The organism is Agaribacter marinus, assembly GCF_030160655.1.
GTDB classification, from domain to species: Bacteria; Pseudomonadota; Gammaproteobacteria; order Enterobacterales; family Alteromonadaceae; genus Glaciecola; species Glaciecola marina.
On sequence record NZ_BSOT01000005.1, the window covers coordinates 975337 to 992286 of the forward strand.

14 protein-coding genes and 1 other RNA gene are annotated in these 16950 nt (G+C 41.4%); 10 read left to right on the forward strand and 5 right to left on the reverse strand.

Translation table 11 applies throughout. From position 1 onward, the window contains the following. Window positions 1-94 precede the first annotated feature (94 nt). Entirely contained in the window at window positions 95-310 is a 216-nt protein-coding gene (locus tag QQK00_RS05840; RefSeq protein ID WP_284216542.1) for a tellurium resistance protein TerC, read from the forward strand. A gap of 42 nt (window positions 311-352) precedes the next feature. Here the strand turns inward: QQK00_RS05840 and QQK00_RS05845 are convergent, their stop codons facing one another. Then, window positions 353-700 (reverse strand): RnfH family protein, encoded by a 348-nt coding sequence (locus tag QQK00_RS05845; protein ID WP_284216543.1) that lies wholly within the window; start codon window positions 698-700, stop codon window positions 353-355. Next, window positions 701-1132 carry an SRPBCC family protein gene (locus tag QQK00_RS05850; protein ID WP_284216544.1) on the reverse strand — a complete coding sequence of 144 codons (432 nt, stop codon included), beginning with the start codon at window positions 1130-1132 and terminating at the stop codon, window positions 701-703. A gap of 117 nt (window positions 1133-1249) precedes the next feature. On the opposite strand from QQK00_RS05850, the gene smpB reads away from it, so the two are divergent. From smpB to QQK00_RS05870, 4 genes are all read left to right on the forward strand, one after another. Then, on the forward strand, window positions 1250-1720 hold the full coding sequence (gene smpB / locus QQK00_RS05855) for an SsrA-binding protein SmpB (RefSeq protein WP_284216545.1): 471 nt from the start codon (window positions 1250-1252) through the stop codon (window positions 1718-1720). Window positions 1721-1808: 88 nt separating this feature from the next. Beyond that, window positions 1809-2175: a transfer-messenger RNA gene (gene ssrA, locus QQK00_RS05860) on the forward strand. Between the two features lie 233 nt (window positions 2176-2408). After that, the gene (locus QQK00_RS05865) at window positions 2409-2951 is read left to right on the forward strand and encodes a virulence RhuM family protein (protein ID WP_284216546.1); all 543 of its coding nucleotides are present in this window, start codon (window positions 2409-2411) and stop codon (window positions 2949-2951) included. Window positions 2952-3009: 58 nt separating this feature from the next. Next, window positions 3010-4413 (forward strand): SMI1/KNR4 family protein, encoded by a 1404-nt coding sequence (locus QQK00_RS05870; protein WP_284216547.1) that lies wholly within the window; start codon window positions 3010-3012, stop codon window positions 4411-4413. Window positions 4414-4511: 98 nt separating this feature from the next. Here the strand turns inward: QQK00_RS05870 and QQK00_RS05875 are convergent, their stop codons facing one another. Both QQK00_RS05875 and QQK00_RS05880 read right to left on the reverse strand, forming a co-directional pair. Then, window positions 4512-6044, reverse strand: coding sequence for a tryptophan halogenase family protein (locus tag QQK00_RS05875; RefSeq protein WP_284216548.1), 1533 nt, complete (start codon window positions 6042-6044; stop codon window positions 4512-4514). 89 nt (window positions 6045-6133) lie between these two features. Then, a complete protein-coding gene (locus QQK00_RS05880) occupies window positions 6134-8995 on the reverse strand; it encodes a TonB-dependent receptor (protein WP_284216549.1) in 2862 nt (953 codons plus the stop codon). A 674-nt stretch (window positions 8996-9669) separates the two neighbouring features. Between QQK00_RS05880 and QQK00_RS05885 the strand changes: the two genes are divergently transcribed. The 5 genes from QQK00_RS05885 to QQK00_RS05905 all read left to right on the forward strand — a co-directional run bounded on the left by QQK00_RS05885 (window position 9670) and on the right by QQK00_RS05905 (window position 16214). Further along, window positions 9670-10617: a hypothetical protein gene (locus QQK00_RS05885; RefSeq protein ID WP_284216550.1), complete on the forward strand. Its 948-nt coding sequence runs from the start codon at window positions 9670-9672 to the stop codon at window positions 10615-10617. A 28-nt stretch (window positions 10618-10645) separates the two neighbouring features. Continuing rightward, window positions 10646-11554, forward strand: coding sequence for a hypothetical protein (locus QQK00_RS05890; protein ID WP_284216551.1), 909 nt, complete (start codon window positions 10646-10648; stop codon window positions 11552-11554). Window positions 11555-11679: 125 nt separating this feature from the next. Continuing rightward, on the forward strand, window positions 11680-11892 hold the full coding sequence (locus tag QQK00_RS05895) for a hypothetical protein (protein ID WP_284216552.1): 213 nt from the start codon (window positions 11680-11682) through the stop codon (window positions 11890-11892). Window positions 11893-11948: 56 nt separating this feature from the next. Then, complete coding sequence (locus QQK00_RS05900) at window positions 11949-13544, forward strand: sigma 54-interacting transcriptional regulator (protein WP_284216553.1); 1596 nt, start codon at window positions 11949-11951, stop codon at window positions 13542-13544. Window positions 13545-13742: 198 nt separating this feature from the next. After that, entirely contained in the window at window positions 13743-16214 is a 2472-nt protein-coding gene (locus QQK00_RS05905; RefSeq protein WP_284216554.1) for a serine/threonine-protein kinase, read from the forward strand. A gap of 17 nt (window positions 16215-16231) precedes the next feature. On the opposite strand, the gene QQK00_RS05910 is transcribed toward QQK00_RS05905, so the two are convergent. Further along, complete coding sequence (locus QQK00_RS05910; protein WP_284216555.1) at window positions 16232-16801, reverse strand: hypothetical protein; 570 nt, start codon at window positions 16799-16801, stop codon at window positions 16232-16234. Between the last annotated feature and the right edge of the window lie 149 nt (window positions 16802-16950).

Consider the following 16950-nt stretch of genomic DNA (forward strand, 5'->3'; position numbering starts at 1 on the left):
GTAAAGTTTGACATTTTTAGAAACATTTTAAGACTAGCCTCAACCATAAACCTGTTTATAATCTGTAAGACAAACTAATATTGGTGCACGTCACATGAAACTAGTTCGCACAATATCAGGGATTTTACTGATAGCGTTCAGCGTAATATTTTCGATTCTACCGGGCTCTATTCTATTCACCTTAGCCGGTCTAGTGTTGTTAAGTATTGATTACTTAGCGCCAAGAAAATTGCTACGTTTTACACAAAAGAAGATGAGTACAACGGCCAGAAAAGCAGACGCTTGGTTATTTGCAAGAAAATATCGCTAATACGTATTTTTGTTTACGCTACTATACGAGATAAGACGCGAATTATGTCTTTACCTTTTTATCTGGGCTGATTCGACCGCCTGTTACCTTGTCGGCTCGGCCTTCTTCTTTGGCCCTTTGCGCCCGCAATTTTCTAACCTCTTTAGGATCAGCAATTAATGGTCGGTAAATTTCGATTCTATCGCCCTCTTTGAGTTCCGTGTCTAATTTACAGACTCGACTCCAAACCCCTACTTTAATAACAGACAAGTCGATATTTGGATACATAGCCAAAATACCTGATTGTTCAATTCCTTGTTGTACTGAACTATTTGGTTCGACAGACAAATTTAGCAATGTTTGCTTATCAGGCAATGCATAGCTCACTTCTATTGATACTTTATCAGACATTTAGTTGTACACCTGTTTAGCGCGCTCTGTAAAAGCCTTCACCATATTGTTCGTGAGCGACGTAAATATTTTACCAAATGCCATTTCGACGAGCTTATTCTTAAACGTAAACTCTAACGACAATTCAACTTTGCATGCACTTTCACTTAACGGCGTAAACGTCCAACCGCCGTTAAGGCTCTTAAAAGGCCCCTCGGCTAATTGCATGTTAATTTCGCGTCCGTCGACTAATGTATTTTGCGTCACAAGTTCTTTTTCGATCCCGGCTTTGCTGAGGACCATTCGAGCAGTCATTTGGTTTTCAGCTATATTTAATACTGTACTGCGTTTACACCCTGGTAAAAACTGATCGTAAGCATCTACATCATTTACGAGACTAAACATTTGCTTGGCGCTATATGCCACTAATGCATTCTTATTAATCTTTGGCATAAGACCTATTTAAAATTATCAAATTGCCTATAACTATGGGGGGAGATTTTATGCGTTCAATCGCATAAAAACAAACTTCATTTGATTGGAGCTTTACTTGGTAGGTATACTACGCACATGAAAAAAAATAAGAATTCGAACTCAAACACTATTGCGCAAAATAAACGCGCTCGACACGAGTACCACTTATTAGACAAATTTGAAGCTGGTATGCAATTGCAAGGATGGGAAGTAAAAAGCATCCGAGCAGGTAAAGTAAATTTAACTGATGCTTATGTTTTTTTGAAAGATGGAGAAGCATTTGTCACTAATATTAATATAACGCCACTTAGCCAAGCATCGACCCACGTCATATGTGCACCAACGCGTCAGCGTAAATTACTACTCAATCGAAGGGAGCTAGATAAGCTCACTGGTGGACTCGATCGACAAGGTTTAACAATAATTGCTACAGCAATGTATTGGAAAAAGAGCTGGGTTAAGGTAGAATTGTTTTTAGCGAAAGGAAAACAATCTCATGATAAGCGCGATGCCCTTAAAGATAAAGACTGGGCAAGGCAAAAAGAGCGTATCATGAAACACAGTTAGCACTGAGAGTAAACAATTTTAAGGCGGTGGATAATGGACGCACCGCCTTAATTTTGTTCCCTTATGTTAATTGAGAAACAAACAACTCGGGGCTGCTCTGGATTCGACAGGATTCAATGATGCCGGAGGTGCATGCAGAGGTGCGGTTTGCCTCTTTAAAAAGCCGCAAAAAAATAGTCGCAAACGACGAAAACTACGCACTAGCAGCTTAATACCCTGTTCAGAGCCTCTTTGCCCTAGCTTCCGCCTTTAAGACGGGGAGTTCAAAGAGTCAAACCCAAAAAGGATCGTGTGGATGCTCCCACCTGAGAGCTGAATCACTAAATTTAATTCAGGTTAGTTTTATGATGGCGTGTCTGTCCGCAGTCATAGAGTGAATGTAAAGACTGACTAAGCATGTAGTACCAAACGCTGACGCTTTCTGGACGCGGGTTCAATTCCCGCCAGCTCCACCACTTTGACTATCAAGGCCGTTCTAAACGGCTTTTTTGTATCTGCAATACAGGCATATTTATCTAGAGTTTTTAGAGCAATACGCGCGAACCCTCATTTGATAGATAACCCCAAGAAGTACCACAAGGAAACAATACGCATGTGCAAGGGCGACAACAATCAGTAACTTGGTTTGTTTTTGTCTCTAATCTAGCGAAGAACATTCCAATTCAAAATGTTGCAGTGGTATATTGTTTTGATTGAAGGAAACGGATTAAAAAAACAAATGGACGAATTACAAATATACCAAAGTGAAGACGGTGCACTAACGCTTGATGTTGCCTTAACTGATGACACCGTTTGGCTGAGCTTAGATCAAATGACTGTATTATTTGATAGGAATAAATCTACAGTTTCTAGGCACATAAACAATATTTTTAATGATGATGAGTTAGAAAGAAATTCAGTTGTTGCAAAAAATGCAACTACTGCTAAGGATAGTAAAACCTATCTAGTAGATTACTTCAATCTTGATGTGATTATTTCAGTCGGCTACCGAGTAAAATTTCAGCAAGACGTTAAATTTCGACAGTGGGCTACCAGAACCTTAAAACAGCATTTACTTCATGGATATACCCTGGATAAGAAAAGACTCTCTGAGAACGCCTTAGAGCTGCAAAAGGCACTTGAACTAGTTAAGCGTGCATCTGCACTACCAACCCATCGAGCAATGGGTGCAGGGCTAATCGATATCATAACCAAGTACACCAATACCTCTTTGTGGTGTTCTGGTCAATGATGGCTAACAAAAGTATTTCATCGAAAATTTACTATATGAGTACATCGAGGGTCTTGGTATGAAGTGGTTATGGAAAAGCGCGCCTGCAGGAAAATATAGTGACCAGTTAACTCGTATTAAGAAAAAGCTAGCTAAGGCAAAAAGCTTTGATAAGGACCTCAAAGTCTTTGGGGCAGATTCCCATAAGTATAAAGTCGGAAAATGTATATCAAAAAAGCAAATTGCAGCATTTGAAGAAAGGTACTCTATTGGTATTCCAGAGTGCTACAAATCATTCTTAACTCATATTGGTAACGGTGGTATTTCATATTGCGGTTCGTCCGCGGGGCCTTTTTATGGGATATATCCTATGGAGTACGATGTTAACGAATTTGTCGATAATCCAGAGTTAAGCCTTCATAAAACGCCTTCTATTTTTCCTAGAATGTCTGATAACGAATGGGAGTTGTTAACAAGTAAGATAAATGTCGACGATATTTCCGATGAAGAGTACGAAGAAGAATGTCATAAAATATACTCTGGTTTACTCTGTATAGGTAGTCAAGGTTGTCAGAGCTACCATGCGCTCATATTAAATGGTGAGCATGCAGGTAGAATAGTGAATATAGATACTGAATTGAGTAAACCGAAGTTTGCTTACGAGGATAACTTTTTAGACTGGTATGAGAGATGGCTTGATGAAATTCTCTTAGGCATCTTGTTGCAAGATGGACCGAGTTGGTTTGGTTATACAATGGGAGGAGATGGCTCCCAGTTATTAGCCTATTACTTTTCTTCACAGACAAAAGAAGACAAAATTGAAGCTCTCGCTGGTCTCCTTAAGTTAGCTGATGTGACCGAAAAAGACTGCAAGCAGCTATTAGATATCGGCTTAGCAGAGAAATTAGAAATCAGGCGCCAAGCCATTCAGATATTAGCAAAATTCAATTATTCAATGGCTAAGCGACCACTCTCTAGGCTTCTTCAAGAAAACGATGCCGACTGCCTAGCTGGTTGTCAGGCGATATATTGGTACGCAAAAGACAATGCAAACGAGTGGGTCGACATATTGAGGACCAGATTGCCATCTGTTGAAAATGAAGAAACTTATCGTTTCATTACTTATATTTTGGCTGAATCAGGTACAGATTATAGTGATGCCCTAATACCTTTTTGTAGTAACCGTTCTGAAGAAATAAGAGTAATAACATATTATGCATTAGGGAAATTGAAAGATAAATCATCTCTTGTGGTTGTATTTTCCAATGGATTAGCTGATGAGTCACCTAGAGTTGTGCATTCAACTCTTCAAGCATTTCGCGGGTTAAAAGATAAGAGGATTTTTAAGGCATATCGGCAGATTATTGAGCGCTTTCCTAAAGAGGAGCATTTCATTTTAATTAATTTAGGGCATCACTTGAAAGAGTTAGGGTTTTCTGGAAGAAAGGACTTTGCTCATCGTTATGATGGTGGAGAAATATAGGGCCCCAACTTCAACAAAATCGCTTCCCACTCAAATAAATAAGCCGAATACAACAAAGTACTTGCCAAAAGTGTTTCACTAAAACGAATCCCCTTGCACTAGCGTATCCGCTCCAAATACTCTTCATGCCCCAACGCTTTGCCTGCGCTGTCAATCAAGGCTTCAGCAGCACTAGGCAGTGCTGAGTGAATTTTTTCTGCAACCGATGCATCTACCACCGGATCGTATGCATTGGGGCGTACTCCCATGCCTTCGAGTACCGCGTACCAACTGTCTTGTGAAAAAAGATCCGACTTGTCTTGATACAAACGCCCATACTCTTTAAACAAGGCAATTTTTGTTTGAAGGCTGTCTGGAATAGAAAGGCTCTGCCACATTTGCCAATACGGTGTATCCTTGCGCGTGGTTGCACAGTAATGCAACACAATAAAGTCTCTAATGCAGTGGTATTCATGGCGCATAAGGCGGTTATATTCTGACACAGTGAAAGGTGACGGGTCTTTAGTTGGTATTGACTGAACAAAATTTAGCATTGCGCGCATGATCAAATATATGCTGGTCGATTCTAATGGCTCTAAAAACCCTGACGATAAACCAACCGCTAAACAGTTTTTTTCCCAACACTTGTCTCGCATGCCAGTAGTAAACTTAAGACAACGCGTGTCTGTCAGTTTTTCTCCAAATACATTCGATTCAAGCAAACGCATGGCGGCATTGTCGTCACAAAAGTCACTACAATATACATAGCCATTCCCGGTTCTATTCTGTAGGGGTATTCGCCAACGCCAACCATGCGCATGAGCAATAGACTCCGTATACGGTGGCAACGCGCCTGAATTTTCAGTTTGGACTACAGCCGCACTGTCGACAGGTAGATACTGCTGCCAATTTTCATAGCCAACTCTTAGCGTCTTACCAATCAATAAGCCTTGCTGACCAGAGCAATCAATGAAGAAATCCCCAGACAGAGTTTTATTATCATTAAAAATAAGCTGACCAATATTACCCGTATTGTCGCGTTTAACGTCCTTTACATGGGCTTTATGTATTTTTACGCCACGCGTTTCACAATAATGTTGTAAATATTTGGCCACAAGTGCCGCGTCAAAATGCAAGGCATATGATGATGACGAAAGATTAGTTGGCTGTTTAGGATCAGGAATAAAAAACTTATTTTGTTTAGCTAAGGCGATGGCAGGCGAAAAATCAGTAAAACTTAGTGCCCCTCCTTGTTGTTGATACTTCAACCAATGTTGATAAAAAGGCTTACCGTCTATTTCATTTCCGATATAGCCAAAAGGATGCCAATAATGAGCGCCCTTTGCGTACCAATCCGTGAATTTAATTGCTAACTTAAAGGTCGCATTCGTTTTGTTAATAAAGTCTTGCGCGGGAATATTGAGGTATTGCAACATATCCATAATCGACGGAATAGTTGCCTCACCTACACCAACAGTAGGCGTATGTGGTGACTCCACTACATGAATGTTTACTTTGGTATTCACTAAAGAGCGAATCAATATTGCGGCAGATATCCACCCTGCCGTACCACCGCCAAGTACAACATATGTTTGTATTGCGCCGTGATTAGTTTGCTTATCTGAAGCAGTATTTATTGCACTAAAATTCAAACCTTTCCCTTAACTTACCCTTAAACAAAAAAGCAGCTCCATAGCCATAGTCTCGCATGGAACTGCTGTTAACAAGCCAAATAATGGATTTAAAACTTAGCTGTTACACCAATTTCAAATCGACGACCAGAGTATGACACCAACGTAACGCGTTCACGCACGTCTGCGTACTCTAATGCGTTTTCATCGGTCAAATTGATGACCTCCCCTTTAATCGTAAAGGTCTCATTAATATCATATGAAGTACTAAAATCTAGCTGTCCATAGGCTTCGATATGTTCTGGCAATCCGTTTGAACGGTTTCCTTGACGCAAGCTGAGGAAGGTATCTCGCCAGTTATACGCTAACCTCGCCTGAAAACCATCTTTGTCATAAAAACCAATCACGTTATAAGCATTTTTTGAGAAACCTTCTAGGCCAGTACCGGGTGAAGTAACACCCGCTTGTTCAAAAATGTCAGCATTTTTATCTTCACTGTCTGTATAGGTATAATTAGCTTGAATCCCGAAACCGCTCGCCCACTCAGGTAAATAGTCAAAGTAATGCAGGCCCGCTATCTCAACCCCGTTAATCTCACCACCGGTGCGATTGCCCTTTTCAGTAATGGTTTCAATTAAGGGGCCCCAACCATCAATAACAACACCAGTGTCTTCCTGAAAGGTAAGGGTTGATATAAACGTATCAATGTCTTTTCTAAAGAAATTCACGGCGTATGAACTGCCAGAATCCGCATAATATTCAAAAGACACATCAAATTGAGTCGCTTTATATGGGTCTAAATTTGGGTTGCCGCCAGTACTTCTAAAGTCTTCAGCACGCGCGTCTCTATAACTACGATTTACGCCAATGTCTTCAAGCGCTGGGCGCGTAATAACTTTAGATGCCGCCAACTTCAAGAAAAAACCGTTATCAAAATCTAATGAAAAGTTCATGCTAGGCAATAATTCTTGATAGTCTTTTTGCGCAGTCAACACTCCAGGTTCGGTATAGTCTACTGCTAGTACAACACCGTCAGTACTATCCGGTCGAGCAGGATCAACAAAACGTTGAATGCTTATACGCTCGCGTCCAAAACCAGAGGACGTTGTTTCTGTATCAACATAACGTAAACCAACATTTCCGTTCCAACGATAGTTGTCGATGTCGCCTTCAAAATTAAATTGGGTATACAAGGCCAGTATTTCTTCGGTATTGGATACCGTTTGGTTTGCGCGAATGGACTCAGTATCCCAGTCTGGTTCATTCCTCAAGACACCAATATCGTCTTTAAACCTTTCTAAGTCAGTAATTAACACAAAGTCTCTAGGGAATTGACCAGCCACATCACTTAAAAAGCCATTGTTACTGTTAATCTGAAAAAGGTCATCATCTAAGTCTTTAGATGTGCCGCAAGTATTCGTCAGTGCTCGTAAGTTTAAATCTTCAATTGAATTGTTAGCGCAGCCACTATCAATCAAAAAAGCAACTTGTGACTTTTCACGATCAGAATACGAAATGCCTGCTTCAACAGATATTAATGGGCCATACTCAAGCGCATAGTCAACGTCAAATCGCGCCTGCAATATTTCGTCGTCAAGCTCTTGATGACGAATGTCATTCCAGTGCGCTCTTACGCTCGAAGGGTTCGCCCAATCAATGGTAGACGTAACACTGATTACATCACCATTTCGGCTATCAAACTTAATATTGTCTTGGCCAATAATTAAACCTAAATCTTGGTTGGGACGAAAGTTGGGGTCATCGGGGCTAACTGACTGATCAACAGTATGATTCACATAGTGCGGTACAAAGGTATTGCCTCGCGGAGACGCTTCTGCCTTGGAGTAAGAAAGGTCACCTTCAAATGTCCAATTACCTGTCATATGCACATGATTAAGACCCACAGAGAATGTTTCTGAATCTTGCCCCACCTGCTGGAATAAACCATCGATAGGACTAGCATTTTTGGTTGCCGCGAGCGCAGTTCGGTTTTCGGAAACAATCACTTCTTCCCAACCGATTTGTTGCAATGGTACCTGCATACCATTTGAAAAACCTTGTCGACTTAAGTCAGAATAAATAAAATCGAGCGTAGTAATTGAGTCATCATTAGGTGCATATTGTAAAGTTAAATTGGCGCTGGTGCGATCTCGTTCTTCTGTTTCAAGTGAATATTGCGCGCGGCCGGGGTACCAAACCACGCCTTCAGTAATCTCGCTGCCGTCAACACTAGTGACTGTGCCCGGCACAATCGCTTTATTGCTTGCATCAAAGTTCGCCCACAATACGGTGGCCGCGGAGTCAATTCGGTTGGTCGCCTTTAGTTGCGAGAAACCAAACAACACACCTATGGTATCGTCGGCAAAGGTATTGCTAATAATGCCCGATACTTTCGGGTCGTACTTTTCTGACAAGTCGTTGTACTTGAGACTCGCTGAAGCCACGCCATGAAATCCGGGGTTATCCAAAGGTTTAGCGGTTGTCACATTAACGTATGCGCCTAAGCTACCTTCAGTAATATTTGCACGAGACGCCTTTACAACGTCTGCGCCAGAAATCAGTTCAGACGGCAGCACCTGAAAATCAAACTCTCGCCCCCTATCGGTTGTTGCTAACGTTCGTCCATTTAGATTGACCGCATTAAATTTAGGCCCAAATCCCCTAACGGTTATTTTGGAGCCCTCCCCGTTAACCCTTGATATCGATACACCTGTAATACGCTGCAACGACTCAGCAACATTTTGATCTGGAAATTTACCGATGTCTTCCGCCACAATACTGTCTTGAATAGACGGCGCATTTTTCTTTAGATCCATCGATTTCGTTAAGCTGCTGCGAATACCGCTCACTTGTATAACCTCAACAAGTGGCTCATCTTGACTTTCCTGTGCTATGGATGCTTGCTGATACAAAGCGCCAGAAACGGCGATGGCAATCGGAAGAAACGTAAAGCGTGCTGTTTTTTGTTTCATTTAGTGTCCCGTAATTTTAAATTGTGTAGTTGTGTGGCCTTGCATTCACCTAAACTTATAACAGCACAAATAAATACTAATTTTTATATATAAATGTAGATGTATTATGATATTACCTTTAAGAGTAAACTCTCAAAATATATAGATCAACTTATTTACATTTTTTTCACATAAACCTTAAATATCTAGATAATGCAAAAGCACTTAATAAATTTGTTATTTAATAAATAAGTTGTTTCTATAGGATGATGAAGGCCAAAATACGGCAAAGAATAACGTCAATAAAACATTTTTAGAGATGTTAATTCACTAAAGTGTATGAGTTGAAATTGAACTTGAAAAATAAATTTATATATAAATTCACTTAATAGAGTTTGATTTTTTAAATCAACAATTCTAAATAGAAATGATACACCTCATCAATAAGCTAGTTTTCTACAGTCTCCACCTTCCCAATATTAGATCGCTTTAGAAAAGCATGTATAAACCGTGTCTTATGACATGTCTTTTACACTTGTTGAACACGAAAAAAATCAACGAAAAATCATATCTAATTGATTTTAAAGAAATTAATAGTTGGCACATTTCCTTCAATAGTCTCCATGCCACGATGTCGTAAGTTCGTAGCAGACTAGATATTTATTATTTTTTAATTTAACGACAAGGAAGGATTTATGGCTACTTCAGACAATAGTCAAGAACTCGATGAACAAGTGAGCAAAATCGTCGACGTTCAAGAACAAACCGAAAGTCACTTACTTCAGCTAGCCAACGTAAACGGCGTAGGTATAGGCTATAAAGTAAGTAAAAATAAAACGAGCGATGAGCTTTGTTTAATCGTCTTTGTAACAAGCAAACTTAAAGCAAACGACTTAGACAAAAAAGACACCATACCAACCAAAATTGAAGGCGTTAAAACGGATGTAGTGGAAGTGGGTGAAATTGAGGCGCAAGCCTACACCGCAAAACTGCGACCTGCGCAACCTGGATATAGCATCGGTCACTATAAAGTGACAGCAGGTACCTTCGGTGCAGTCGTGAGAGATACTTGCTACCCATGTCGCTATTACATTCTTAGCAACAATCACGTATTGGCCAACAGTAACGGGGCGAGAATCGGCGATCCTATTCTGCAACCCGGGCGCGTAGATGGCGGTAAAAATCCAGCAGATAAGATAGCCACATTGCAAAAGTTCGTCCCTATCAAATTTGGTAGCGTGAATAACTACAACTTAGTTGATGCAGCAATCGCAAGGCCGACTGACATTAAATATATATATGCGTCAATCAAAAATCTAGGGATCCCTAAGGGAATTGAAGAAGCGACACTCAATATGCCTGTCATTAAAACCGGTCGTACCACGCAGACCACGACAGGCACTGTAAACGCAGTAAATGCAACCGTAGCGGTCAATTTTGGTAGCGCAGGTGTGGCATATTTCAAAAATCAAATCATGACGAATGATATGTCTAATGGCGGAGATTCGGGGTCAGTATTACTCAATCGCCGAAACCGTAATGTCGTGGGTTTACTATTCGCAGGTTCGAGTACTGTCACTATTTTTAACAACATACACAACGTCATGATGGCGCTTAACGTTACGCCAGTAACGGCAAGTTAGATTTTTCGATGAAAAAAGGAAATTTACAATGAATACTCAAACAAAATTACATGAACTACACAAAGAGCTAATTGAAAACATTGAGGCAGAGCAACAGCAAGAAATCGCCCTGAGTCAACAGGAGATATACCAACAGGGACTTGAAGCACAAGGTCATTGTGCATGCGACAATGACTCTTTTGACATTGCAGGCATAAACACTAAGGCCTTATCCGAGCTTGAAAGCAGAATAAGTGAACAAGACACACAAGCTTATTTAGAAACCGATGCGATTATGGCACAAGAATCTGAATCCGTTGGCGTTGACAATGTGCCCGATATCGATACGAGTCTTTTACCCGAAGGTGCACAAATACTCACTCCATCATGGTCACAAGTGTTTAGCGATAGCACCCCACACGATGAAATGGCGCAAAGCACCGATATTAGTCCACAAGCCATTATTGGTGGCGGCAACTGTAAAAACGTATGGAACTGGGCAAAAGGTGGCGGTGGTGGTTGTATTGGTGGCGTTGGCCGGAATACGCAAACCGTATACTGGACATTTTGGTTTAAACCCAAGGTTAGCCGTTTCTATTCTATAAAACCCAGATTCCAGTTTAACGGCTATTACATTGCGAAGGCCAATGACAAGTGGTACAACTGCAAAAATACTAGAGTACGAGTATCGGCACGGACGCAAGCGCACCAGTACAACTGGAAGCACAGAGACTCTGTAGATTTAATTAATATTAATAGCAGTAACATTAATATTAACAAACGCTTAGATGACAATCGTTTTACCAATTATTCCACTTTACTTGGTAAAAACGACTGGACTGCCATTGTATGTTCTGTTCAATTGCAAGTACGTGCACAAGGTGGTGGTTCTTATGCTAAGAACGACTTTTCTACTGGCGCCAATAAAGTATGTGTACCTTATGTGGTCGTTACATAGTTATTTAACCGCATAAGTTTTTAACGCGTAAATGCTTGAACACATGTCGCGTATGTGCCCGCCATCACGTAGCTCAAGCTTCGGTGGGCACCTTTTAGCTACATACAAAGCAAATGGAGTTAGGCATGATAAATAAAACAACGCTTACTTTTGAACAAATTGAGTCAATTGCGATGGCCCTCTCTCACGTCGTAGGCGTAAGTGACGGTATCACACCGACAGGTGACGCCGTAGTCAGAATACTGATAGATTGCCCAACAGAACAATTTGACTTGCCGGATACTTTAATTGCGTGCGATATCGTCCTAGACTATATAGGAAACATTCGCGCAGAATGATAAACAATTGCGAACATGTCGGTAAAACCGAGTAAACATGCAACAAGGTGATAATAATGGACTCCCCGACCTTGCAACACATTCCTAGTGGAATGAATGCTAATGTACAACAGCAACAATTAACGCTGACAATTGCGTTTCACCCTGATACGACACAAATTGGAAAACAATACCGCACGAATTCAAGGCTGGTCGAAATATCCAGGTTGTCGCCGTTGTTTAGCGTCAACCAAACCCATGCGGAACAATCACCATTGACTGACCCCTATATCAGTCGCACACCCATATCATTAGAAAAAGAGTCGAAAAGCAATGCCGAAAGCATGTGGGTACTAAATAAAAGAGGCAGCACCACAAACATAGCGAGCGTTACCAACCCAGACATACAATCGATTAATATGTCTGAATCTGAACTAAAAAGCGGCGTTGCCATTACTCTTGGTGGCCGTATAGTGCTTATTGTCCATTTAACCACACCGGCCCCAATGCATACAGAATATGATATGGGTATTATCGGTGTAAGTGACGCGACACGCCAAGCGCGAGATTTAGTGACAAAAGTAGCGTCCTTAAAAATGCCTGTACTTATTCGAGGCGAATCGGGTACGGGTAAGGAGCTCATAGCACAGGCAATTCATTCGTGTAGCCCGCGCAAGTCTGCCAAATTAATATCTATCAATATGGGCGCGATATCTAAAGAGTTAGTGAACGCTGAACTATTTGGCAGTGTTAAGGGAGCGTTTACCGGTGCGGTATCTCGTAATGGATGTTTCTTAGAAGCAAATAATAGTACCTTGTTTCTCGACGAAATTGGTGAAGCGCCTGTAGAAGTGCAAGTAGCGCTATTACGCGCCCTTGAGACGGGCGTGATTCAGCCTGTGGGAAGTGAGCAAGAAATCCCTTTAAACGTGCGCATTGTTGCCTCTACTGACGCTAATCTAGAAGCACTCATCGGCCAAGAGTCTTTTCGTATGCCATTGTTACAAAGACTATCTGGGCTTGTCATCGAAATGCTACCATTGCGTCGGCGACGCGAAGATATTTGCTGTATTTTGCGTCATTTCTTGCTTCAGTCACTGAAAGAAACAGGGCAACTAAACAAATTACTGCACTGTGAACCCAATGGCCTTTATTTTTGGGCGTGGTTTTTTGCACAATGTAGTACGTTAGAATGGCCAGGTAACGTCAGGCAACTTAAGAACGTTGCCACCCAACTTAGTGTCGCACTAATGGGGTTTGATGATGTTAGCCGCTTTAACTGGCAGCATTTTGTTGAAACAGTTATCGAACAAAGTAATGTTGCCCAAGCTGCTCGCGATAACGCCTTGAATAATATGACCGAACCGTCACAAACAGAGGCGCTATCGCAGCGCAAACCCAAACAAATATCTGATGAAGAAGTGCTTGCGGCGTTACAAAAGTACCAATGGCAAATCAAGTTAGCGGCGACCGCATTAAATATTTCGCGCACCGCCTTATATCAAAAAATAGACGCGAGTGAACATCTACGCCGCGCAGCAGACATTCCCGCATGTGAAATACAAACAGTATATGCTAACTGCGCAGGTAACCTCGATAAAATGATCCCCACATTAAAAATTTCAAAGCAAGCACTTAGACGAAGGCTTCATGAATTAGGTCTATATGCGTAGCTGATTCGCGCCACCTAGCCCCACAAATTGCGATACCGGATACCACACCGGAGGATAGATTAAAGCCTCTGTGCATTTATTCGACATTCCGCTATCTATGAGCTACATTATTAGTCGCTTGTATTTGATTTTATGAAGGTTTGCAGCGTGCAGTTCTTCTCCTTACTATCTCTTTGCCCTAGCTAATTTGAGACACACATGGACGACCGACCTGATTACATTGGTATATACTCAATTGATGCCGAAATAGGCTCAGGTGGCAGTGCCCGAGTATTTAAAGCATACGATAAACGACTATTGAGATGGGTCGCAATCAAAGTCTTGTATGACTACCAGCAACAGGACCTAACAAGAGAAGCACAAATACTTGCAAAGATAAACCACCCCAATGTGGTATCTGTGCTGGATATCGTTGAACAAACAGACTCGATTGCATTGGTAATGGAATACCTACCAGGTAAAACACTCGCCAATGCGCTCCTAGAAACACGCCCAACACTAGAAAAAGCCTTGCAGTACGGCATAGAAATCGCAAAAGGGCTGGATGCCATCCATCAAGCGGGCTTAGTTCACCAAGATATTAAACCAAGTAATATTTTCTTTGACACTAATCAACAGCTTAAAATTGGCGATTTTGGCATCGCACAAACGCTTACACATGACACGGAAAAAATAGATTCACTAAGTGTCGGTAGTTTTTATTCCTTAAGTCCCGAGCAAATAGCCCAACAAGAAGTAACGACAGCAAGTGATATATATTCATTGGGCATATTAATGTTTGACCTGGTTGCCGGCGCGCATCCGTTTGCACATGCGGGTGATATTGCAAACTCACTCGCTGAACGTACCACAAATCCAGCACCTCAACTGCGCTCAAATTACTCAGCAGTCAACCAACTTATCATGCAAATGCTAGAGAGAAACCCTAGTAAGCGCCCGGTTTCTGCTGCTGAAATTGTGCAGCGAATAAAAACAATACTCACGAGCGACTTCAACCCACTAAACCAACACACGATTGAACAAAACAACCCAATACTCATTAGCGCACACCAAACAATTTCACAGCGCAGAAAACGCGTATTTTGGGGCAGTATAGTAAGTGTCGTCGTGCTTATTGCGCTAACAGTTTGGTTTCAGTGGCCTAAACAAATCAATTACATTACCGTCATGCCGCCTGAAATAAACCAAGGCTTGGAACTACCTGATATCCCACTTATTCAAGCATCGGTTCACCAAGCAACCGTTAATGTATTCCAATCCATTGATACCTTTAAACTCGTTGCCTCAAGTGAAGTACCTGACACTCTCACAAGTATATCCGACATTCAACGGATCACAGCGGCTGAACATGTATTGTTTACGACGCTCGATTGCACCTTAAATGCCTGTGCTGTCACCTTTAGCTTTTGGGAGGAATCACCGGCAATACTAACCAAACAAGAACAGATTCAAGTCCCAACAGATAGGCTATTGTTCGTAAGTGATATTGTGCAAGAGTTTTTGTACAAATGGGTAAATGCATCAATAACAAACAGTACTGTAAAGAGGAAAAATATTAATGAGCAGGAATACCGAAAGTTTCTTGCATTAAAAAATAGCTATCAAACACAAAGCATCAATGCTGATACATACATTAGCGCATTAGCGTCTTTGACGGATTCTAGTTGTCAGTTAGAAGCACTATGCCATGCACTACTGCTCCGTTACAGAGAACAATACTTTGTTACCAGGGATGATGTTTGGTTGCAAAAGTCGAGAGCATTGTTAAAAGATATCAACGATATTCAAAGGAAAAAACGTTTGATGTCAGCAGCAGCTGAGATTGAGCTCGCAGCCCGTAACTTTGATAAGGCTGAAGAATGGCTATTATTGCTTGAAAACAAGGATATTGTCGATGATTCAGTAAGGTCAATAAGGGCTCGCTGGTACTTTTCTCAAGGGTTGGCTGAAAAGGCAAAAGCCTTATTTAGCACGCTAGTGGAAGACAGACCGTCTACCCAGCACTTATATAACTACGCACTGATGTTGTTTCGCTCAGGCGAAACAGATAAGTCACTATCAATTCTAACGCGTTTACTCACACGTGCGCCTGAGCATGTTAAAGGCTTAGAGTTACAGGGTATTGCGCGCTATTACACGGGTGACTGGAATGCAGTAGTAGCATCTTACCAGGCATTAATTGAGCTCAATCAGGGTGATAACGCCACTACACAGAGTAATCTGGGCTTTGCCTTTTTAATGAATGGTGAAACTGACAAAGCTGTGCCCCATTTACAAAAAGCAGTAGAAATGGCGCCAAACAATCCTCAAATTCTGATCAATTTAGCCGATTCAATGCTGATACAAGGCAACGAGGCACAATCAAACATCTTGTACCAACAAGTTATTTCACAGTTACTTGCGATTGAAAAGCCAAGTCAAAATGACCTTTTAACACTCGCTCAAGCATACGCGCAGTTGGGCCAAAAAAACAAAGCCTTAAAGGTACTAATTGAAGCCGAAAACAAAGGCGCAAACGATCCGTTTACGCTTTACTTCCTATCCCTTGTCTATGCCATCCTTGACGAAAACGCGACCGCCATTGCATACAAAAATAGAGCGAGTGAGCAAGGCGTGCCCATGAGTTGGTTTAACATTATTTGGTTTGAATCTCTTACAAGCTCAATGTAGGCCGTGGTAATACATTCTTATCTCACAGGTTCCCAGTCAGGCAGGATAATCATAGGATCATAAGACAATAATATATTTTCTTCTTTATCTTGAAGTACAAACCTAAACCCAAACTTGCCTCCACCGACGGCCTTGCCACCTGAACTCGTTTTGAGCCAAAATGCAGAAGGCAATATGTCTAAACGAAGCTCTCGTCCTCGCTTAAGAATACTGGTTTTAAATGCTTTCACTTCATTTAATTCTTCATTCCCTGCCGCAAACAACAAGCCATCAAACGTTTGACTGCAACCGACTGCGCCGGCCTTAGCAAAAGTAATGGATTCATCTGCGCTATTAATACAAATGTCTAACCTTGCTCTTTTTCGCTTATCTTGCGTCTCTATATAAGCCACAAAATCATCGACGACTTGATCAGACGAGGTCATGTACCACTTACTGGGAGTCGACTTATCAGGTATATGCAAATATACATCTGCTTTTACGGGACCTTGTCTAGCGTCAAGGTGCAGTTGCCGGTGTGTCTCAGTAGACGTAAAAGGTTTAATTTTCGGAAGTGTTTTGAGGGATCTCTTTCCTGTTGCTTTCATAATGTCGTCCTTTTGTCATTAGATAAATTTTCTTTTAGTGACGTTCAACAATACATCAATGGCGAAACAACAAACCATTAACTTTATCCTAACACATTGAGTAAATAGACAAGCCCGACCAGTATTCGGTGCATGGCGCCCTGTAAAAG